This is a genomic window from Myxococcus sp. AS-1-15 (assembly GCF_020037055.1).
GTDB classification, from domain to species: Bacteria; Myxococcota; Myxococcia; order Myxococcales; family Myxococcaceae; genus Myxococcus; species Myxococcus fulvus.
This window is the reverse complement of record NZ_JAIQDF010000015.1, coordinates 147,646-166,361: the sequence shown is the minus strand read 5'-3', so window position 1 is coordinate 166,361 and position 18,716 is coordinate 147,646. Positions and strand designations below refer to the sequence as shown.

The following is an 18,716-nucleotide window of genomic DNA, read 5'->3' as shown; positions in this document are numbered from 1 at the left end:
GGACCAAGAGAGTGCAACCATGAGACCGGCCGTCGTCGTCACGGGCATCAGCGGCAACCTCGGCCGCACCCTCGCCAAGCTCCTCCACAAGCACGAGCGCATCATCGGCATCGACCGGCGCCCCTTCGTGGGCCGGCCGAAGGACGTGGAGATGTACGAGCTGGACCTGCGCAAGAAGAAGGCCGAGGACGTCTTCCGCAAGAACGAGGTCCGCGCCGTCATCCACATGGGCATCATGCATGACCCGCGCATGAGCGAGGAGGAGCACCACTCGTTCAACGTCGTGGGCACCACGCGGCTGCTCGAGTACTGCGCGAAGTACGGCGTGAAGAAGGTGGTGGTGCTGTCCTCGGCCAACGTCTACGGACCCAGCCCGGACAACTCCAACTTCCTCACCGAGGACGCGCCGCTCATGGCGGCCAGCCGCTTCTCCGGCGTGCGGGACTTGATTGAAGTGGACATGCTCGCGCATGGCTTCTTCTGGAAGCACCCGCACATCGAGACGGTGATTCTCCGGCCCGTGCACATCGTCGGGCCCACCATCAAGAACGCGCCCTCCAACTACCTGCGCCTGCGCCACCCGTGGATGATGGCGGGCTTCGACCCGATGGTTCAGCTCATCCACGTGGAGGACGTCGCCCGCGCCATGGTGGCCGCGCTCCGGCCGGAGCCCAAGGGCGTCTACAACGTGGTGGGCCCGGGCGAGGTGCCCCTGTCCGCGGTGATGCGCGAATTGGGCAACTCGCCCATCCCCGTGCCGCACCCGGTGGCCCGGCCCCTGTTGGGCATGCTCTTCAAGTACCGGCTGGCCAACTTCCCGCCCCCGGAGCTGGACCACATCCAGTTCCTGTGCGCCGTGGACGGCAGCCGCTGGGTGCGGGACGTGGACTGGAAGCCCCGCCACTCCATGCGCGAGACCATCCGCGCGGTGAACGGCGAGTAGCCGCCACTCCCCGGAGGAAAGTCCGAGGGTCCCCTGACACGGTTGTCGTGCCTGGCACGACGCCGAAGGCTGGACCCTCTGACACGAGTGTCAGGACCCCGACGGCCCCACCCCAGGACTGTCGGCGCGCCCTCCTCGCAAGCCCTTGAATCTCCAGGTGATGCGATGCGGGCTGCCCGGTGCGCGGGGCGTGGCATCGCCATTGCTCTAGTGGCCGGCGTCACCGCGCGGCGACGCGGGCCTGTTCAACACACCGTCGCCCCGCTCACATGTCAGGGCGCTCCATGGGGGAGCTCCCGACGCCCATCGACTCGGCCGGCCCCGAGCCGATGGGCGGATTCTTGTAGGGCACTCCATTGGGGAGTTCCCGACGCCCACCGCCTCGGCCGGCCCCGAGTCGGTGGGCGGTTTCTTTTTCAGCGCAGCTCGTCCGCGAACGGCCCCTCGTCCTGACGCTCCAGCAGCCAGGTGCCGTGCTGGTAGACGAACTCCGACGTGACGACCGAGACGTGCTCGGACGCGGAGGGCAGGCGCATCCACTGGATGCGGCTCTGGATGAAGGCCCGCGTGCCGTCCTCGGACAGCTGCCCGTCCTCGATTTCGTAGTCGGTGATGGTCAAGTCCCGCTCGTCGTTGAGCGCGATGCGGGCCTTGGTGAACGCCTTGCGCTTCTCCGGGACGATGAAGCGGGCCGCGGAGCGGAAGTCCTTCCAGCGGATGACCTGATGGAACTGCTCCACCGTGGGCTTGAGTTCTTCCAGGTTGGATTTCTTGGATACGGTTGCGCACCCGGACAGGGCCAGGACGAGGAAAAGGGCAGGCAGGCGATTCACGAGGGGGACGGTAGCATCCGGCGCCCGCCCCGGACGAGGGCGGGGTGCTATGGTCCGGCTCCCCCGCCCGAGCACCGGAGTCGCAAGCCCTCATGGCCAAGTCGATGGTGGAGCGCTACGAGCAGCTCCTCCGGCAGGACCCCACTTCTTCCGTTTTCGTCGAACTGGCCAAGGCCCTGCTGGAAAAGGGGGACGCGCCGCGCGCCATCGAGGTGTGTGAGCAGGGTGTCTCGCACCATCCGTCCTCGACGGTGGGCCGGGTGCTCTGGGGCAAGGCGCTCATCCAACTGGGCCGCCCCGCCGAGGCGATGGAGCAGTTCGACCGCGCCATCGCCATCGAGAAGGACAACCCCTACGCCTACAACCTGATTGGCGAGGTGTTGCTCCAGCGCGGGCTGTACCGCTCGGCGCTGCCGATTCTGCGCAAGGCCGTGGCGCTGCAGCCCAATGACGGCCGCGTGAAGCTGTGGCTGGAGCAGGCGCAGCAGGCCCTGGCCGGTGGCCCGGCGCCGGTCTTCGCGGACCTGATGGGGCTGGAGAAGGCCGCGCCCGAAGAGGGTGAGGCCGAGCCCGACGCGGCCAGGCCCGAGAGCGCCGAGAGTGCTCACGCCGCCGCGTCTCCGATGGCGGCCGCGAGGCTTCGCGCCGCCGCGCTCGGGGACGCCGCGAAGGCCGCGAGTGCCTCGGGACCTGGGGCCGCGAAGAGCGCGGGCGCGCGGGCCGCCGCGGACCTGGCGAGCGCCGCCGCGGCGGGTGGGGCCGCGAGCCCGGCGGAGGCGGGGGCTCCGGACGGAGATGCTGCGCCCTCGACGGAGGAGGGCGCTCAGGCTCCAGCGGGTGCTCCGGGCGAAGTGTCGGACGCGGAGGCCTCGGCGCCGTCGTCTGATTCGCTTGGGTTGATCGACCGGCAGGTGCCGGTGCTGCAGCCCGCGTCGGGCGCCCATCTTCCGAGCCTGGAGCTGTCCCTCTTCGACGAGGAGGATGGGGCCCGCTCCCCGGACGCGAATGCGCCGGCGGGGGAGGGCGCCGACGCTGGCTCCTCCCAGGATGGTCAGGTGTTGGACCCGGCCGCCTTTGAGGTCGGCCCCGGTGCGTCCCCTGAAGCGGGCGCGGTGTCCGACGAGACCAGCGAGCAGGCGCTGCTGCGCTCCAGCGAGTTCACCACCGCGAAGCCCGTGGTCCCCGCGGCGTCCACCGACTCGACCGAGTCGGACGAAGAGCAGGCGCTGCTGCGCTCCAGCGAGTTCACCACCGCGAAGCCGGTGGTCCCCGCGGCGTCGGGCGGGCTGCTGGGGGATTTGCCTCCGCCCGAGCCCACCGCCGCCACGCCCGTCGTCGCGCGCGCTCAGCCCCAGGCGCGTGGCTCGGGCTCCAAGCGCTCACTGCTGGAGGACCTGCCCGACGCTTCGGACGCCCCGGGCGCCACCGGCCGCGCGAAGGCGGGCGCTCCCAAGCAGGACACCGAGGCGCTCACCGCCGCCTACGAGAAGGAGCTGCGGCAGAAGCTGGCGCGCGAGGCGGCCAAGACGTCCTTCCTCAAGCGCAACGGCGTGAAGGTGGCCGGCGCCGCCGCGCTGCTGATGGTGGTCATCGCCGTCATCGTCGGCGTGGTGCGCATCCGCGCGGCCACGGGTGGCCAGACGCTGAACGAGGCCCTGGCCAGGAGCGAGGACCTCATCACCCAGGACACGCGCGCGTCGCTGGACGGGGCGCTGCAGCAGCTGGACCGGGCGCAGGACATGGACGAGAGCAGCAGCCGCGCGTGGGCCCTCAAGGCCTGGACGCACGCGCTGCTCTTCGCGGACCACGGCCTGTCCCCGGATGACCGGCTCAAGGCGCTGGAGGCCCTGGAGAAGCCTGGCGTGAAGGAGGCCGCGCCGGGGCTGGCGCTCGCCACCAACGTCCTCGTGGCGGATGACCGGGGACGCGAGCCCGCGCGCCGCGCGCTGCTCGCCGCGACGGAGGAGAGCACGGAGGTCCACGCGCTGGCCGCCAGCCTGCTGCTGGCCGCCAAGGACGAGAAGAAGGCGCTGGAGCGCTTCGACCGCGCGCTGAGGGCCTCGCCGTCGAACGTGCGCGCCCTGGTGGCGCTGGGTGGCTACTACCTGGCCTCCGAGGACTTCCCGCACGCCATCGAGATGTTCGGCAAGGCGCGCACCAAGTCCCCCAAGCACCCCGTGGCGCGCATCGGTCAGGCCGAGGCGCGGCTCGCGCTGGAGCAGGACCTGGAGGCGTCGCTTTCGGACGTGGCGCCCCTGGCGGGAAGCCCCGAGCTGCCCGCCGCGCTCGGCGCTCGTCAGCAGCTGGTGCACGGCCGGCTCCTGTCCGCCGTGGGCAAGCACGACGAGGCCCGCGCGCTGCTCGCCAAGGGCACGCAGGGGCCGCTGGCCTTCGACTTCCAGCTCGCGCAGGGCGCGGCGAGCCGGGCCGCCGGGAAGCTGGACGCGGCGCAGTCCGCGTACGAGGCGGCGCTGAAGCTGCAACCCAAGAGCGACGAGGCCCGTGAGGGACTGGGCCGCACGCTGCTGGACCGGGACAGGGAGCGCGACGTGCTCACCCGCCTGGAGGCGGACGGCGGCCGCAGGGTGGCGCTGGTGCGGGGCACCGCGTACGCGCGGCTCGGAGACTGGAAGCGGGCCCGCACGGAGCTCGCGCGCACGCGGGTGAACGAGCGCTACCCGCCGGAGGCCGTGTCGCTGCTCGCGCTGGCGGACGCGGCGGAGGGCAACGCGGCGCAGGCCCGCGAGCTGCTCGAGAAGGCGCTGGCCGCGAGCAAGCGCCCGCGCAACGACATGCGACTGGCGCTGGGGCAGGTGTACTGGCGTGAGCGCGCCTTCGACAAGGCGCAGTCCCAGTTCGAGGAGGCGCAGAAGGACCCCCGGGACTACGAGGCGTCGTGCTCGCTGGGCCGGCTCATGCTGGCGCGCGGCCTGCCGGACATGGCGCTCAAGCCGCTGACGCAGGCGGTGGAGCGCAACGGCTCGCACGGCGAGGCGCGTGACGCGCTGGGGCGCACGCTGCTGGCCCTGGGGCGCACGCCGGAGGCCCTCAAGCAGTTCGAGACCTGGCAGCTCGACAACCCGGGCAGCGCGGAGGCGCACAAGGGCTTCGCGCTGGCCCTCTTCCACTCGGGGCGTCGCAAGGAGGCCGAAGGGGCCGTGGGGCGCTCGGCGAAGCTGGCGCCGGACGACGCCGAGGCCCACCGGCTGCGCGCCGCCATCCTCTTCGCCTCGGGCGACGCGAAGGGCGGCTTCTCCGCGCTGGAGCGCGCCAACAAGCTGAACCCGAAGGACCCGGACACCTTCTGCGAGATTGCCCACGCGTTCCTGCGCCAGGGCAACCCGGACAACGCGGACGCGGCCTTCGCGGCGGCGCGGCGCGAGGGGCCGGATGCCACCTGCGGCCGGGTGGGGGAGCTCTACGCGCAGCTGCCCAGCGGAGGCCGTCCCGCGGCGCGGACGCTGGAGGACCTGGCGTCGCGCGCGCCCACCGTCTGGGACAAGGCCTTCGCCCAGGCCACCATGGCCCGGGTGCTGCTCGGGGCCGGCGCGGTGAAGGAGGCCCGGACGGCGGCGGAGGAGGCCGTGCGGCTGGCGCCGTACCAGGGCCGCTCGCACCTGGCGCTGGGCATGGTGGCGCTCAAGCAGCGCCAGGAGCCCGTGGCCAAGGCGTCGCTCTTGAAGGCCGTGGAGCTGGAGCCCACGGACGGACTGGCGCACCTGGCGCTGGCGGACGTGCTGGTGCGCGAGTCGGCGGAGCTGCCCCGGGCGGTGGAGTCCTATGAGGCCTTCCTCCGACTGGCCGGAGGAAGCGAGGATGCGGGCCGCGTGAAGAAGGCTCTGCCGTCCCTCAAGAAGAAAGCGGCCCGCTAGCGTGAGGAATCCTCCCCCCGGCTCGGGGCCCGAGTCCCCGTTGCTGCGAATCATGTGGGGCAACGCCTTCCTGCTGTCGGCGCTCTACCTGTTGGTGGGCGTCGTGGTGGAGGTGGCGCTGCGCTATTTCCCCTCGCTCTTCCTCCAGCGGCTGTCGCTGTCGCTGGACTCGCTGCCCGCCAGGGCCCTGGAGCTGATGGGGGCGATGGAGCCCTTGCGCACGGCGTACTTCAACGGGCGCATCCCCGAGTACGCGGTCCGCCTGGTCTTCGGCCTCACCACGGTGGCGGTCATCTTCCTGCTCGCGCTGGTGGTGGGCACCGTCATGGGCACCCTGCGCCACCTGCTCTCCCGGCGCGCCCGGGGCGCCTGAGCCCAGGGGCCCGCCGTCAGTCGGTGCCCAGCGCGCGACGGATGCGAGGCTTCTTCGCGCGCGCCGCCGCCATGGGCGCCACCTGCGGCTCGTGTCCCGCGGCGCGGGCCATGAGGCAGATCTCCACCACCTTGGGCCCGAAGCGCTCCCAGCGGCTCTCCCCCGTGCCCTTCACCGTGAGGAAGCCCTCCCGGTCGATGGGGAGCGCCGCCGCCAGGCCCAGCAGCGTCGCGTCGTTGAAGATGATGAAGGGCGCGACGCCCAGATCCTTCGACAGCTCCTTGCGCCAGCGGCGCAGCTCCGTGGAGGCCAGCTCGCTGTAGTTCGTCACCAGCGGCGCGGCGGCCGCGGCGCGGGCGCGCGAGGCGGATGGCCCGCCCGACAGCAGTACCGGCATCTTCGCGGGCGCGCACACGTCGCAGTTGCCGCAGGAGGTCTCCACGTCCTGCTGGCCGAAGTAGTGGAGGATGGCACCGCGCCGGCAACGGGAGTCCCGGTCCGCGTAGGCGTAGTCCGTCATCCGCCGCAGCAACTGGAGGTTCTGCCGCTCCTGCTCGCGCACGTGGGACAGGTCCATGCCCAGCTCCCGGAAGGGCATCCGCAGGAGCGCGCGGATGGAGCGGCCCGAGAAGGGCCTGCGCACCCGCACCACGCCCGCCTTCTCCAACAGCCCCAGCGCGTGGCGCGTCTCGTCCACCGACAGGCCGATGCGGCGCGCGAGGATGGTCAGCTCCGTGGTGGCCTGCCGGCCGATGGGGAACGTCTCCACGAGCGACTTGAGCAGCCGCTGCGCGTCCGGGGAGTGGGGGTGCGCGGCCTGGGCCTTCTCCGTCAGCAGCACCCCGTGCTCGCCCTCGCCCCGGCCGCCGCGCTCGAGCTTCCCGGCGCGCTCGAAGATGCGCAGCGCCGCGGACACCTCGAACTCGCTGGCGTTCACCATGCCCGCCAGCACGTGCACGCCCCGCTCGAACTCCTCCACCGACTGGAGCACGCCCCACACGTCCGCGAGCACCGCCTCCGAGGGGTGGCTGCCCTGGATGAGCCGCTCCTGGGTGTACACGTCCGAGTGGTTGAACAGCAGCACCGCCCGCGCATCCCCACCGTCGCGGCCCGCGCGACCTATCTCCTGGTAGTACGCCTCCACCGCGCGCGGGATGTTGGCGTGCGCGACGAAGCGGATGTCCGGCTTGTCGATGCCCATGCCGAACGCGTTGGTGGCCACCGCCACCGCGTCCGGGGTGGACATGAAGGTGTCCTGCGCCCGCCGGCGCGCGTCGTCCTCCATGCCCGCGTGGTACAGCACCGCCTTGAGCTTGCGCCCGTGCAGCTCCGAGAACACGCCCTCCGCGGCCCTCCGCGTGGAGCAGTAGATGATGCCGCTGCCCCCCAGCGCCGCCAGGCGCGCGCACGCCTCGTGCCGGTCCGTGTCCCCGCCCACCTCCTGCTTGCCGAGGAAGAGGTTGGGCCGGTCGAACCCCATGGCGAACTCGCGGGGCTCCTTCATGAGCAGCACCCGGACGATGTCCGCGCGCACCTCCGGCGTGGCCGTGGCGGTGAGCGCCACCGTGCGCGGAGGCCGCAGCCGCTTGCGCACCTGTCCCAGCAGCGCGTAGTCCGGCCGGAAGTCGTGGCCCCACTGGGAGATGCAGTGCGCCTCGTCCACGGCGAGCAGGTCCACGCCCACGTCGGTGACCATCTGCACGAAGCTCGCGCTGCGAAAGCGCTCCGGCGCCACGTACAGGAGCTTGTACTCGCCGCCGCGCAGCCGGCGCATCCGCTCCGCCCGCTCCAGGTCCGTCAGCGACGAGTTGATGAACGTGGCGGAGATGCCGCGCGCGGTGAGCTGCTCCACCTGGTCCTTCATCAGCGCGATGAGCGGCGACACCACCAGCGTCAGCCCCGGCAGCAGCGTGGCCGGCAGCTGGTAGCACAGGCTCTTGCCGGCGCCGGTGGGCATGACCACCACGGTGTTGCGCCCGGACAACACGGTGGAGATGACCTCCGCCTGTCCCGGACGGAACTGCGTCAGGCCGAAGTGGCGCACCAGGCCCTGCTGGGCTTCTTCGAAGTAGGGCAGGGCCACCGACATCGCTCGCATGTCCACCATCCTGGTCCAGCCGTCAACGCAAACCACACCCCGCCGCCCCTCACAGCTCCAGCCCTGGCGGCACGGGGACGGCCAGGCGGGCCCTCCTCCGCGCCACCTCCAACACCCTCAGCGCCGTGGCCTCCGGCTCCACGCGGCCGTCCACCACCACGTCCCCCTCGCGCGCGTCCGCCGGGAGCGCTGCCCGCTCCACCACGCAGGCCCGGCCGCCCTCCAGCCGCACCACCTGCGCCCGCGTGTCCTCGAGCAGCTCCACCTGCACCAGCCCCACCAGACATCCCGCCATCACCCACGTCCTCCCGCCGCGTTCCATTCCCGCTTCGCCTCCCACTCCCCGTCCGGGAGCAGGCCTCGCTCCAGCATCGACACGAAGCCGCCGTCGCCCACCACCAGGTGGTCCAGCACCTTCACGTTGAGCAACCTCGCGCCGGCCACCAGGTGCCGCGTCAGCGCCACGTCCTGGACGCTGGGCTCCGGGTCTCCCGAAGGGTGGTTGTGCGCCAGGACGATGGCCGTCGCCCGCGACACGAGCGCCGCGGCGAACACCTCCCGCGGGTCCACCGGGCACGTGTTCATGGTGCCCTCCGCCACCCGCGCGTCGTGCACCAGCACGTTGCGCGTGTTGAAGCACAGCACGTGGAAGACCTCGCGCCTCAACCCCGTGAGGCCCGGTGTCAGGTACGTGTGGATCTCCCGGGGAGAGCGCAGCCGGGGCCTGCGCTCCGGCGTCCGCTGCGCGCGCCTTCCCAGCTCCAGCGCCGCGAGCACCTGCGCCGTCCGCCGTGGCCCCAGGCCCGGCACGTGGGCCAGCTCCACAGGCTCCGCTTGCAACAGCGCCTTGAGCCCCCCGCAGCGCTTCAACACCGCGAGGGCCGCCTCCATCGCGCCGCGCGAGCCCGAGGCCACGCCCCACGCCACGCACAGAAGCTCCGGGTCCGTGAGTGCCCGCGCGCCCAACCGGAAGAGCCGCTCCCGGGAGGACTCGGCGTCCACTCCCTTCCGCGCGCCCCTCGACTCCTCGACCACCTCGTCCGCCGCCCACGCCTCGCCCATCCGCCACCCCGTCCCGCCCACCTGCACCGGCGCGGCGATTGAGCAAGGCGTGTGCCCGCTGTCTCTACCTGGAGCGTGCGGTGCCTACCCATCCCGACCCGCGCGACAGCGGCCCGTCCGGCGGACTGTCACCGCCCCGCCATGGGCCTGCTGCCCGACGAGCGCCCGTGTCCAGGCTTTGTCTCAGAAGCGGGAGATGGCGAAGAACGATTTGATCTTGTCGTTCGTCTCGCGAAGTCGCTCGCTCAGCGTCCGGACGAACGTCCACAGCAGGACGTACGCCAGGTCCTTGTCGGTGAACATGAGCTGGTCCAGCTTGGAGCGCTCGATGACCCACACCGCGCAGCTGATGTGGGCGATGGCGTCGGCGGAGCGGGGCGAGTCCTCGATTACCGCCATCTCACCGAAGTACTGGCCGGGCTCCAGGATGGCGAGCGCCTCCTCGCCGATGCCCGGCACGGACTTGGAGATGCGGACCTTGCCCCGGGAGATGACGAACATCTCCTGGCCGGACTCCCCCTCGCGGAAGAGGAAGGCGCCCGCAGGGTAGTCCCTGGTCTGGCCGAGTTGAGCCACCTTGGCGAGCTGGCCCTGGGTCAAACCCTCGAACAGCGCAACCTTCTTGAGGAGCTCGGCATCCATGAGGCCAGCTTCGTATCACGCGCCCGAGGGCCTCTGGTACCTTCGCGGCCTCAACGAGACAAGAGGGAAGGAGCCACCCGTGGCGGAGGAGAAGATCAACAAGGTGACCATCATCGGCTCGGGGCCGGCGGGCTACACCGCGGCCATCTATGCCGCGCGTGCCAACCTGGAGCCCGTGGTGTTCGCCGGTGGGCCCACGCTGGAGCACCCCCAGCGCGTGCCGGGCGGGCAGCTCATGGTGACCACGGACGTGGAGAACTACCCGGGCTTCCCGGAGGCCATCACCGGCCCGGAGCTGATGGAGCGCTTCCAGAAGCAGGCGGAGCGCTTCGGGACCGTCATCCACATGGAGAACGTGGTGAAGGTGGACTTCAGCTCGCGCCCGTTCCTGCTGGAGAGTGAGAGCGGCCTGCGCGTGCGCTCGGAGACGGTCATCATCTCCACTGGCGCCACGGCCAAGTGGCTGGGCGTCAAGGGCGAGGACACGTACAAGAATCGCGGCGTGTCCGCGTGCGCCACGTGTGACGGCGCGTTCTTCAAGAACCAGGAGGTCCTCGTCGTCGGCGGAGGCGACACGGCGATGGAGGAGGCCACGTACCTGGCGAAGATCGTCAAGCACGTCACCCTCATCCACCGGCGCGACTCGCTGCGCGCGTCCAAGGTGATGCAGGAGCGCGCGCTCAACAACCCGAAGATCTCCTTCCTGTGGAACTCCGCGGTGGAGGAGGTCCAGGGCGACGCGAAGGGGATGTCCGGCGCCGTGGTGCGCAACCTCAAGACGGGCGACAGCCAGCTGCTCAAGGCGACGGGCCTGTTCGTCGCCATCGGCCACACGCCGAACACGGAGCTGTTCCAGGGCATCCTGGAGACGCACCAGGGCGGCTACCTCAAGACGGTGCCGGGCAGCACCCGCACGAACATCCCCGGCGTCTTCGCTTGTGGTGACGTGCAGGACAGCTACTACCGGCAGGCCATCACGGCGGCGGGCACCGGCTGCATGGCGGCCATCGACGCCGAGCGCTGGCTCATCGAGCACGGCGAGTAGCTAGCCCGCGCAGCGCCGCGTGACGCATGCTCCAGGCCGGTCCGCTCCGAACACGAGCGGGCCGGCCTTTTTCGCGTCGAGCCGGGACACATGCGCCCGGGAACGGACCCGAGGACCCTCTCTCATGAGCACGAAGCAGAAGACGCTGGCGGTGCACGCCGGGACGCGGCTGACGGGGAGCAAGGCGGTGCCCGTCTCGCCGCCCATCTCCGTGGCGGCGGTGAGCTGGTTCGACAGCAGTGACGACCTGGACGGCGCGCTCGACGGCAAGGACTACGCATATGCCCGCATCAGCGCGCCCAACACGACGCTGCTGGAGGAGGCGGTGGCGGCGCTCGAGGGCGCCGAGTCCTGTGTGGCCTACGCCAGCGGCATGGCCGCGCTGCGCTCGCTCTTCGAGGCGCAGGGCTTGCGTCCCGGGGACAGGTTGGTGATGCCGGCCGACGGCTACGGCGTCACGCGTGCGCTCTACAAGAAGCTGTGCGCGGCGCTGGGCGTGGAGCTGCACGCGCTGAAGCTGACGGACGCGGACGCACCGGCGCGCATCCGGGAGCTCCGTCCCCGGCTGGTGCTGGCGGAGAGCATCACCAATCCGCTCCTGCGCGTGGCGGACCTGCGCGTCCTCGCCAAGGCGAGCCACGACGTGGGCGCGGCGTTCGCGGTGGACGCGACGTTCCCTTCACCCATGGGCCAGCGCGCGCTGGAGCTGGGCGCGGACTACGCGGTGCAGTCCACCAGCAAGTGGCTCAACGGGCACAGCGACGCGCTGGGCGGCACGGTGAGCGGCTCGCGTGAGCGCATCGACGTGCTGCGCGCCGCGCGCATCCTCGCGGGCGATGTGCTCGGGCCGTTCGAGGCGTGGCTGACGCTGCGCGGGCTGCGCACGTTGCCGGTGCGGATGAAGGCGCATGCGGAGCACGCGGCCCATGTGGCGAGGCGACTGTCGGAGTCGCCGCTGCTCGAGCGCGTCATCTACCCGGGGCTGCCCACGCACCCGGACCACGCGGTGGCGCGCGAGCTGTTGAAGGATGGCGGGCCCATGGTGTCGTTCGAGATTCGGGGCGCGGGGCGACCGGAGGCCATGCGCTTCCTGGAGGCGCTGAAGGTGGGGCGGCCCGGGCCCTCGCTGGGGGATGTCTGCACGCTGGTGATGCACGCGGCCAGCGCGAGCGCGCGGCGCTTCACGCCCGAGGAGCGCGAGGCGGCGGGCATCCGCGAGAGCCTCATCCGGGTCTCCGTGGGACTGGAGGATCCGGACGACGTGGTGGACGACCTGCTCCAGGCCGTGGCCCGTGGGGTGGCGCGATGAAGATGGTGGACGTCGGCGCGAAGCCGAAGACGGAGCGGGTGGCGGTGGCGACGGGGCTTCTGCGCATGCAGGCCGAGACGCGCGAGCGCATCCTCGCGGGGGAGATGGAGAAGGGGGACGTGCTCGCGGCGGCGAGGCTCGCGGGCATCATGGCCGCCAAGCGCACCCCGGACTTCATCCCGCTGTGCCATCCCATCGCGCTGTCCGGTGTCGAGGTGACGCTCCAGCCCGTGGTCGAGGGGCTCACCGTCCGCGTGACGGTGCGCACCGTGGACCGCACGGGCGTGGAGATGGAGGCGCTCACGGCCGCGTGCGCGGCGGCGCTCACCGTCTATGACATGTGCAAGAGCTCGGACCGCGGCATGGTGCTGGACGCGGTGCAATTGGAGCACAAGTCCGGCGGCCGCTCGGGGACATGGGAGCGCGAGCCGGTGAAGAAGACCACCGCGTCTTCGCGTACCGCCCGAAAGCGCTCCGGGCGGTAGGCGCTCGTCGCTGCTTCCCAGCGGCGGGCTCGAGCCGATGAAGAAGATCGGCTCGCCCTCCGCTGGTCGGACGGTCGGCTCTCTCGAAAAGAGGGGGCGCGAGCATGCGAAGCGTTCCCACCGCATCGGGGCCCGTTTCGCGGCGCCCGCGAAGACGCGTCAGCCCGTCGGCCCTCGCGGCGCAAGGGGCCCAAGGGAGCGCATGTCCCTGACGCCCCCCTCTCGCGGCAGGTCCACTTCGGAGACCGCACCCGAGCCGTTCACCGGCATCGCCGCGAGCTCGCGCATGCATGGTCAGACCGCGTCATTCGCCCACGCTCCCGTGCGGGCAAGCCACTGTCCGCTGCGGGACGTCGCGACTGTGTCCCCCCACACGTCACACCCTGAACCCGTGCCCTTCGGGGCTCCCCCTTGTCGGAGGGGACTCCCATGTTGAGTGGGCCATGTACGCCCGAGGGTGTCCTCGGCCAGGGAGGAGGTTGGAAGGGTGCTGAACGACAGGACGACCCGCTCCGCCCTGGCCCTGCTCGCGGCCGTGTTCGGCGTCGGCTGCAGCGCGGGCGAGGGCTCCTCGGAGATGCCTCGGACACTGGTGGCCGAGGAGTCCCACGCGCGCTGCGGCGCGAGCGCGGACCGGCGCTCCCTCTCCAAGGACCCGACGGACTGCCGCCACATGCTCTTCGTCTGCGCCCCTGGGGAGACGCCGTTCTTCGACGCCTGCGGCTGCGGCTGCGAGCGTCGATGAGCCCTACGGCGTCTTCGCCTCCGCGCGGAGCCGCTCCAGGAAGAACGCCCCCACCACCAGCGAGTGGGTGATGCGACCCTCCAGGATGAGCCTGGGCGCATCCGCGCGCGGGTGCAGCTCCACCGCGATGTCCTCGCCCTCGTCCTGCTGCCCCGCATGCACCTTCACGCAATCCAGCGCCAGGAAGCTGAAGCACCGGTTGTCCTGCAGCGCGGGATTCGGGTGCACCCAGCCGAGCGGAATCACACGGCCCGCCACGTACCCGGTCTCCTCCTCCAGCTCGCGCGCGGCGGCGACGGCGGGGTCCTCGCCCTCGTCCACCATGCCGCCGGGCACCTCCAGCGTGTCCGCGCCCGTGCCGAAGCGGAACTGCCGCACCAGCACCAGCTCGTCGGCCGGCGTCACCGCGATGACGTTCACCCAGTCCGCGCAGTCCACCCGCACCCGGGGGTGCTCCAGGTGCGTGCGAGGGTCCGCCCACTGGTCCTCGCGCACCGTCAGCACCTGGTAGTCATGCTCCATTCCCTGGCGCAGTCGCAGCCAGGGCTTCACCGTCCGGGACATGGGCACTCGCTTGCGGGGCCCGCGACAGCGTCGGGCCCCTTCGGAATCAGTTGAGCAGGGCCGCGCGCTCGCGCAGCTCCTGCGCCGTCAGCTCCAGCCGCTCACGGTCCGGCGCCTCGGGGGACAGCTCCAGGCAGCGCTCCACGTCGCGCAGCGCCGCCCGGTACGCGCCCAGGTTCGCCAGCAGCGCCGCGCGTGTGCGCAGCTCCCCCGGATGGTCCGGCGCCAGGAGCAACAACAGGTCCACCACCGCCAGCCCGCGCTCGCGGTCCTCGCGGCCCAGGTACACCCGCCGCAGGTTCGACAGCATCCGGTACGCAATCAGCTCCACCGGCGCGGGCGCCAGCATGGACCGGTCGAACTTGAGCTGCGGGGCCACGCGCTTGAGCAGCTCCTCGCAGCCGTGCTCCGTGAGGATGTCCCCCTGGTGGAACGGGTCCATCACCAGCTTGTGGTCCCCCGCGTCGTGCGCCACCAGGAAGTGGCCGGGGAAGGGCACCCCGTACAGCGGGATTCCCGCCCGACGCGCCACTTCCAGGTACACCACCGACAGCGTTATCGGCAGGCCCAGCTTCCGCTCCAGCACCTGGTCCAGGAAGCTGTTCTCCGGCGAGTGGTAGTTGTCCTCGTTGCCCCGGAAGCCCTCGATGTCCGACAGCACGTGACGCAGCGCCCGCAGCGGGGCCAGCGCCTCGCCCTTGTCGTGGAGCCGCTCCGCCTCCACCTGCACCCGACAGGCGAGCACGTCCAGCATGTGCAGACACGCCGGCGCGTCCAGCTCCGGCCTGTCCAGTGTGGCAATCGCCAGCGCCGCCAGGTCCAGGCGGGGAGGCTCCGCGGCCAGCGCCGACACCAACCGTTCCCGGGCCAGCGGCGGGCTGAATCCTGTGGTCATGCTCACGGCGGCAACCACTAACCCACGACGAGCCCGACAGCAAAGGCAGGCGGCCGAGCGTCAGAAGGTGGGCGGCGCATAGGGCAGCCTCCCCTTGATTTCGGCGCGCAGCCCCATCTGGGCCGAAATCAACCCCGCCAGGATTCCGTCCTCGAACTCGAAAGTCGGGTGTTCCTTGAGTTGGGGAAAGTCGTGGGGATTGCGGAGCTCCTCGGGGGTGATGTTGGGGACGGCTTCGCGGGCCAGCCGCAACACCTTCGCCTGCTGTTGGGAAATCATCCGCTCGAAGAGCTGGGCGGACAGCTCCAGCATGTCCTGGGCCACGTCTTCCTTCATTGCGTGTCTACTCCTGGGCGATGTCCCACTTGGCGCGGCGGTAGCTGTAACGGAAAGCCGCCGCGTCCGCCTCTTTCGCGAGCCCCTCGCCCTCCCGGCCGTCCAGGAAGGCGACGAAGTCCAGCTGGCGGTCCTCCCGGCCGAACTCGGCGTCGAACAGGCGGACCAGCTCGTTGGCGGGCAGGGTGCGCCGGCCGACGACGTCGACCAGGGGGATGGAGAGCCCCCGCAGCTCCTTCGAGGGCGCGTAGGACTTCCACACCAGCTCCGTGCACACCAGCGTCTGGTCGGAGAAGAAGTCGAAGTCGAAGTCGTAGGGGCGGCCCTGGTAGCCGAAGGCCCGGAGGATGGCGCGCGCCTTGTCCACGCGCGTCAGCCGGGGGCGCATGACTCCCAGGTAGTCCACGCGCATGCCGTGCTCGGGGCCGGTGAAGCTGACGCCCTCGCTGATGGACTCGATGATGCGCAGGGCATCTCCATGCGTGTCGGTCTGGTTGTACGCGGCCCACTTCGTGGGGAAGGCCGTGGCCAGGTGGCCGGTGAAGCTCTGGGGCTTGCCCTCGAGCGTCGCGAGCCAGGCCTTCACGTCCTTGTCCTCGTCGAAGTAGGCGGCCAGCTCCTGCTGGGTACCCACGTACAGCTCCGCGTGCGGCCAGAAGCCCGGCAGGCCGATGTTGGAGAGGTACCAGTTCTGGCGGGCCACCAGGATGTCACCGGGCTCCATGCGCTCGAGCAACGCCTGCACCTGCGCGCGGGAGATGAGCGGCTGGCCGGAGCGGTGCACGCGCGTGTCGCCCATCCACTCGGCCACCGCGCGCTGCACGGGGAAGAAGGCGCGCTGGGCGCTGTCCTGGGTGAGGTCCGTGGCGGCCTTGGCGAAGAGCACGGGGCCGCGCTTGATGAGCAGCCCCTTGGCCACCTCGCTGTTGAGCTTCATCTCCTGCATCACCCACGGGACGCGCGGCGCATCCAGCGCGCCGGCCTTCACCAGCAGGGGCCGCAGCTGCTGCTTGTAGCCGTCCCCGGTGAGCAGCTGGGTGGTGGTGCCCACGTGGATGACCTTCTCCTTGAAGCGGGCGAAGGCGCGCGCGGGCAGGCCGTACTCGGGGGCGGGCTCGTCCAGGAGCACCTCCAGCTGCTTGCGGCCTCCGGTGAGCTCCGCGAACGTCAGGCCGTGGGCCAGCTCCGTGGTGAGCGCGCCGTGGGTGAGCAGGAAGCCCCAGGCGTGCTTCTTCGGCTGGGTGAGCAAGGGCTCCTTCACGAAGTCCCAGTAGCGCTGACGGATGACCTCGGTGGAGACGAAGTAGTCGAAGAAGGCGGCCCACGTGGTGAGCAGGCGCTGCTTCTGGTCCGGCGTGTACGGCTCGCTCTGCTTCTGCAGATACAGCGCGCGCGACGTCTTCACCTCCTCCGACAGCCGCCTGAGGCCCTGGGCATAGCGCTCCAGCTGGCGCAGGTCCTCCTGGGCCTGGGCCACGAAGGCGTCGTCCTCGAGCGCATAGACGCTCTGGGGAGGGGCGGCGGGCGCCTGGGGAGGCGGACTGGCGACGGTGAGCCAGGCGAGCAGCAGGGAGGCGGCGGGCATGGGGTGGGGCTCCGGCGGAGACAGGGCGGCGGCGGGACTCTACCTCGGGAGCTGCCGGGGCGGCTGGTCCCCTGGCTGCCCAGGGGAGGGGAGGGGGACGGCCGGGTGGTCCGGCGTGGGTTTCGTCCCCAGGTTCCTGGGACTCAAGTGACTCACGTCCGGACCGGGCTGGCCGGGCAGAAAGGCAGCGGCAGATGGCATTCGGAACCGCGGAAGACCCCGGGCTCTCCATCACCCCCCACCTGGACTCGGTGGACTACCCCACGACGAGGGATGACCTGGTCGAGGCCGCCGAGGACAGCGAGGCCCCCGTCAACGTCATCAACGTCCTCAAGTGCCTGCCTCGCACGGAGTACGCGTCGCGCGAGGACGTGATGCGGGACCTGGCGGAGGCCGCGCGGCGGTTCGCCCGGGGCGGGCTGCAGGATGACGACGGCGCGAACAGGGACCGGCGCAACATCGGTCGGGACCTGGTGGAGAACGCGCCCGACGGCAGCTCGCGTCACCCCTGAGGGGCGACATCCCTGGGAAGAAGCGCTCGCGGGCGCTGGCCGTTTCTGCCAGCGTTCGCGGGCGCATGCGTCCAGGTCTCCTGCTGAGCTGTCTCGTGCTGTTGCTCTCGTCCGGTTGTCGGAAGCCGCCGCCCTTGAGGGTGCCCGTCCCCTCGGTGACGCCTCGGGTGCGCCTGGGTTTCCAGCCGCCCGTGGGGCGCGTGCTCACCGAATCCCAGCAGGCCAGCCGCGCGGTGGAGCAGGACGGACAGGTGCTGCGCGAGGAGGCGGAGCTGACCACCGAGTCCCGCTTCGCCACCTCCGAGGGCGGCTGGCTGCTGACCCAGTCCGTGACGCGGGCGCGGCGCACGCGCGCGGGCGTGGCGGTGGAGGGCTGGGTGGATGACGTGCTGCTGCGCTTCGCGCTCCGGCTGCAGCTGGCGGCGGACGGCGCGTTCGTGAAGCTGGTGTCGCCGGAGTCCGCGAGCGAGGCCTTGCGGCAGTCGGTGCCCGCGGGCGCGGACGCGAAGGCGCTGGAGCGCTTCCTGGCGCCGGAGGCACTGGAGGCGCGCACGCGGCGCGAGTGGGAGGCGAAGTTCGGCGGCCTGTTCCAGCGTCATCTGTCGGAGGGTCAACGCACGTGGGCGGTGGACACGCTGCCCCTGGGCGACACGCAGGTGGCGTATGTGCTGGAGCGCACGCTGCAGGGGACGCGGGACACGGAGTACGGCGACGCGGTGGTGCTGAGCCTCAAGTGCCTGGACTCGGTGCCGGAGGACGCGCCGCGGGAGCTGACGGACGCGTGGGTGGCGGCGGGGCGCCCGGAGCTGACGGCGGGCGTGACGTGCGAGGGCGAGCAGGTGGTGGCCTACGGGCGCTTCGTGCCGGTGAGCCGGGAGCTCACGGTGAAGGCCCGGGTGGGCCCGGCGGCGTGGACGGTGACGATGCAGTCGCGAGCGCAGGCCCTTCAGGAGGAGACGCCATGAGCTGGGAAGACAACCTCGTCGAGGACGAAGCGGGTGTGGAGCGCGTGGTGAAGGGTGCCAGGCGCGTGGCGGTGCTGGGCATCAAGACGGAGCAGCAGTCGGGGCAGCCGGCCTTCTACGTGCCGGACTACCTGGCGCGCGCGGGCGTGGAGGTGGTGCCCGTGCCCGTCTACTACCCGGACGTGACGCACATCCTCGGCAAGCCCGTGTTCCGCAAGCTCGCGGACGTGCCGGGCGAGGTGGACCTGGTGGACGTGTTCCGCAGGCCCCAGGACATCGACGCGCACGTGGACGACATCATCGCCAAGAAGCCGAAGGCGGTGTGGTTCCAGTCCGGCATCCGCAACGACGCGGCGGCGCGCAAGCTCGCGGAGGCGGGCATCCAGGTGGTGCAGGACCGCTGCCTCATGGTGGACCACCGCCGCTACGGCGGACGCTGAGCCGCCGCGCTC

At 71.4% G+C, this 18,716-nt stretch carries 19 protein-coding genes; 10 read left to right on the top strand and 9 right to left on the bottom strand.

Translation table 11 applies throughout. From position 1 onward, the window contains the following. The first annotated feature begins 19 nt into the window (after positions 1 to 19). A complete protein-coding gene (locus K8625_RS33240) occupies positions 20 to 943 on the top strand; it encodes an SDR family oxidoreductase (protein WP_223750564.1) in 924 nt (307 codons plus the stop codon). A 416-nt stretch (positions 944 to 1,359) separates the two neighbouring features. Here K8625_RS33240 and K8625_RS33235 read toward each other — a convergent pair whose 3' ends face one another. Then, on the bottom strand, positions 1,360 to 1,776 hold the full coding sequence (locus K8625_RS33235) for a hypothetical protein (RefSeq protein ID WP_223750565.1): 417 nt from the start codon (positions 1,774 to 1,776) through the stop codon (positions 1,360 to 1,362). A 92-nt stretch (positions 1,777 to 1,868) separates the two neighbouring features. Between K8625_RS33235 and K8625_RS33230 the strand changes: the two genes are divergently transcribed. Then, entirely contained in the window at positions 1,869 to 5,648 is a 3,780-nt protein-coding gene (locus tag K8625_RS33230) for a tetratricopeptide repeat protein (protein ID WP_223784966.1), read from the top strand. A gap of 52 nt (positions 5,649 to 5,700) precedes the next feature. Further along, positions 5,701 to 6,021: a hypothetical protein gene (locus K8625_RS33225; RefSeq protein ID WP_223750643.1), complete on the top strand. Its 321-nt coding sequence runs from the start codon at positions 5,701 to 5,703 to the stop codon at positions 6,019 to 6,021. Positions 6,022 to 6,037: 16 nt separating this feature from the next. On the opposite strand, the gene K8625_RS33220 is transcribed toward K8625_RS33225, so the two are convergent. The 4 genes from K8625_RS33220 to K8625_RS33205 form a co-directional block, all read right to left on the bottom strand. Then, positions 6,038 to 8,128: an ATP-dependent DNA helicase RecQ gene (locus K8625_RS33220; protein WP_223750567.1), complete on the bottom strand. Its 2,091-nt coding sequence runs from the start codon at positions 8,126 to 8,128 to the stop codon at positions 6,038 to 6,040. A 40-nt stretch (positions 8,129 to 8,168) separates the two neighbouring features. Further along, on the bottom strand, positions 8,169 to 8,414 hold the full coding sequence (locus K8625_RS33215) for a hypothetical protein (protein ID WP_046712148.1): 246 nt from the start codon (positions 8,412 to 8,414) through the stop codon (positions 8,169 to 8,171). Continuing rightward, complete coding sequence (radC, locus tag K8625_RS33210) at positions 8,414 to 9,181, bottom strand: DNA repair protein RadC (RefSeq protein WP_223750568.1); 768 nt, start codon at positions 9,179 to 9,181, stop codon at positions 8,414 to 8,416. The genes K8625_RS33215 and radC overlap by 1 nt, the downstream gene beginning before the upstream one ends. Positions 9,182 to 9,364: 183 nt before the next feature. Then, positions 9,365 to 9,823 carry a cyclic nucleotide-binding domain-containing protein gene (locus K8625_RS33205; RefSeq protein WP_223750569.1) on the bottom strand — a complete coding sequence of 153 codons (459 nt, stop codon included), beginning with the start codon at positions 9,821 to 9,823 and terminating at the stop codon, positions 9,365 to 9,367. A gap of 79 nt (positions 9,824 to 9,902) precedes the next feature. On the opposite strand from K8625_RS33205, the gene trxB reads away from it, so the two are divergent. The 4 genes from trxB to K8625_RS33185 all read left to right on the top strand — a co-directional run bounded on the left by trxB (position 9,903) and on the right by K8625_RS33185 (position 13,407). Further along, on the top strand, positions 9,903 to 10,868 hold the full coding sequence (gene trxB, locus K8625_RS33200; RefSeq protein WP_141328451.1) for a thioredoxin-disulfide reductase: 966 nt from the start codon (positions 9,903 to 9,905) through the stop codon (positions 10,866 to 10,868). 124 nt (positions 10,869 to 10,992) lie between these two features. Beyond that, the gene (locus K8625_RS33195) at positions 10,993 to 12,177 is read left to right on the top strand and encodes a PLP-dependent aspartate aminotransferase family protein (RefSeq protein WP_223750570.1); all 1,185 of its coding nucleotides are present in this window, start codon (positions 10,993 to 10,995) and stop codon (positions 12,175 to 12,177) included. After that, complete coding sequence (gene moaC, locus K8625_RS33190) at positions 12,174 to 12,662, top strand: cyclic pyranopterin monophosphate synthase MoaC (RefSeq protein ID WP_223784965.1); 489 nt, start codon at positions 12,174 to 12,176, stop codon at positions 12,660 to 12,662. Before K8625_RS33195 ends, moaC begins: the two co-directional genes overlap by 4 nt. Positions 12,663 to 13,149: 487 nt before the next feature. Next, positions 13,150 to 13,407, top strand: coding sequence for a hypothetical protein (locus K8625_RS33185; protein WP_223750572.1), 258 nt, complete (start codon positions 13,150 to 13,152; stop codon positions 13,405 to 13,407). 3 nt (positions 13,408 to 13,410) lie between these two features. On the opposite strand, the gene K8625_RS33180 is transcribed toward K8625_RS33185, so the two are convergent. The 4 genes from K8625_RS33180 to K8625_RS33165 are packed head-to-tail and all read right to left on the bottom strand — an operon-like array spanning position 13,411 to position 16,787. Beyond that, complete coding sequence (locus K8625_RS33180) at positions 13,411 to 13,971, bottom strand: NUDIX hydrolase (RefSeq protein ID WP_223784964.1); 561 nt, start codon at positions 13,969 to 13,971, stop codon at positions 13,411 to 13,413. Between the two features lie 46 nt (positions 13,972 to 14,017). Next, positions 14,018 to 14,866: a SirB1 family protein gene (locus K8625_RS33175; protein WP_223750574.1), complete on the bottom strand. Its 849-nt coding sequence runs from the start codon at positions 14,864 to 14,866 to the stop codon at positions 14,018 to 14,020. Positions 14,867 to 14,926: 60 nt separating this feature from the next. Continuing rightward, entirely contained in the window at positions 14,927 to 15,202 is a 276-nt protein-coding gene (locus K8625_RS33170) for a hypothetical protein (RefSeq protein ID WP_046712155.1), read from the bottom strand. A 7-nt stretch (positions 15,203 to 15,209) separates the two neighbouring features. Continuing rightward, complete coding sequence (locus K8625_RS33165; protein ID WP_223784963.1) at positions 15,210 to 16,787, bottom strand: YiiX/YebB-like N1pC/P60 family cysteine hydrolase; 1,578 nt, start codon at positions 16,785 to 16,787, stop codon at positions 15,210 to 15,212. A 194-nt stretch (positions 16,788 to 16,981) separates the two neighbouring features. Between K8625_RS33165 and K8625_RS33160 the strand changes: the two genes are divergently transcribed. The 3 genes from K8625_RS33160 to K8625_RS33150 all read left to right on the top strand — a co-directional run bounded on the left by K8625_RS33160 (position 16,982) and on the right by K8625_RS33150 (position 18,704). Continuing rightward, positions 16,982 to 17,299 carry a DUF2795 domain-containing protein gene (locus tag K8625_RS33160; RefSeq protein ID WP_223750576.1) on the top strand — a complete coding sequence of 106 codons (318 nt, stop codon included), beginning with the start codon at positions 16,982 to 16,984 and terminating at the stop codon, positions 17,297 to 17,299. A 65-nt stretch (positions 17,300 to 17,364) separates the two neighbouring features. After that, on the top strand, positions 17,365 to 18,264 hold the full coding sequence (locus tag K8625_RS33155) for a hypothetical protein (protein WP_223784962.1): 900 nt from the start codon (positions 17,365 to 17,367) through the stop codon (positions 18,262 to 18,264). Next, positions 18,261 to 18,704: a CoA-binding protein gene (locus K8625_RS33150; RefSeq protein ID WP_141331334.1), complete on the top strand. Its 444-nt coding sequence runs from the start codon at positions 18,261 to 18,263 to the stop codon at positions 18,702 to 18,704. Before K8625_RS33155 ends, K8625_RS33150 begins: the two co-directional genes overlap by 4 nt. Positions 18,705 to 18,716 lie beyond the last annotated feature (12 nt).

Coding starts and splice junctions, on each gene's coding strand:
- K8625_RS33225 (WP_223750643.1), top strand. CDS start 5,701: ATGTGGGGCAACGCCTTCCTGCTGTCGGCGCTCTACCTGTTGGTGGGC.
- K8625_RS33150 (WP_141331334.1), top strand. CDS start 18,261: ATGAGCTGGGAAGACAACCTCGTCGAGGACGAAGCGGGTGTGGAGCGC.
- radC (WP_223750568.1), bottom strand. CDS start 9,181: ATGGGCGAGGCGTGGGCGGCGGACGAGGTGGTCGAGGAGTCGAGGGGC.
- K8625_RS33240 (WP_223750564.1), top strand. CDS start 20: ATGAGACCGGCCGTCGTCGTCACGGGCATCAGCGGCAACCTCGGCCGC.
- K8625_RS33155 (WP_223784962.1), top strand. CDS start 17,365: ATGCGTCCAGGTCTCCTGCTGAGCTGTCTCGTGCTGTTGCTCTCGTCC.
- K8625_RS33195 (WP_223750570.1), top strand. CDS start 10,993: ATGAGCACGAAGCAGAAGACGCTGGCGGTGCACGCCGGGACGCGGCTG.
- K8625_RS33160 (WP_223750576.1), top strand. CDS start 16,982: ATGGCATTCGGAACCGCGGAAGACCCCGGGCTCTCCATCACCCCCCAC.
- moaC (WP_223784965.1), top strand. CDS start 12,174: ATGAAGATGGTGGACGTCGGCGCGAAGCCGAAGACGGAGCGGGTGGCG.
- K8625_RS33175 (WP_223750574.1), bottom strand. CDS start 14,866: ATGACCACAGGATTCAGCCCGCCGCTGGCCCGGGAACGGTTGGTGTCG.
- K8625_RS33205 (WP_223750569.1), bottom strand. CDS start 9,823: ATGGATGCCGAGCTCCTCAAGAAGGTTGCGCTGTTCGAGGGTTTGACC.
- K8625_RS33180 (WP_223784964.1), bottom strand. CDS start 13,971: ATGTCCCGGACGGTGAAGCCCTGGCTGCGACTGCGCCAGGGAATGGAG.
- K8625_RS33230 (WP_223784966.1), top strand. CDS start 1,869: ATGGCCAAGTCGATGGTGGAGCGCTACGAGCAGCTCCTCCGGCAGGAC.
- K8625_RS33220 (WP_223750567.1), bottom strand. CDS start 8,128: ATGGTGGACATGCGAGCGATGTCGGTGGCCCTGCCCTACTTCGAAGAA.
- K8625_RS33215 (WP_046712148.1), bottom strand. CDS start 8,414: ATGGCGGGATGTCTGGTGGGGCTGGTGCAGGTGGAGCTGCTCGAGGAC.
- K8625_RS33170 (WP_046712155.1), bottom strand. CDS start 15,202: ATGAAGGAAGACGTGGCCCAGGACATGCTGGAGCTGTCCGCCCAGCTC.
- K8625_RS33165 (WP_223784963.1), bottom strand. CDS start 16,787: ATGCCCGCCGCCTCCCTGCTGCTCGCCTGGCTCACCGTCGCCAGTCCG.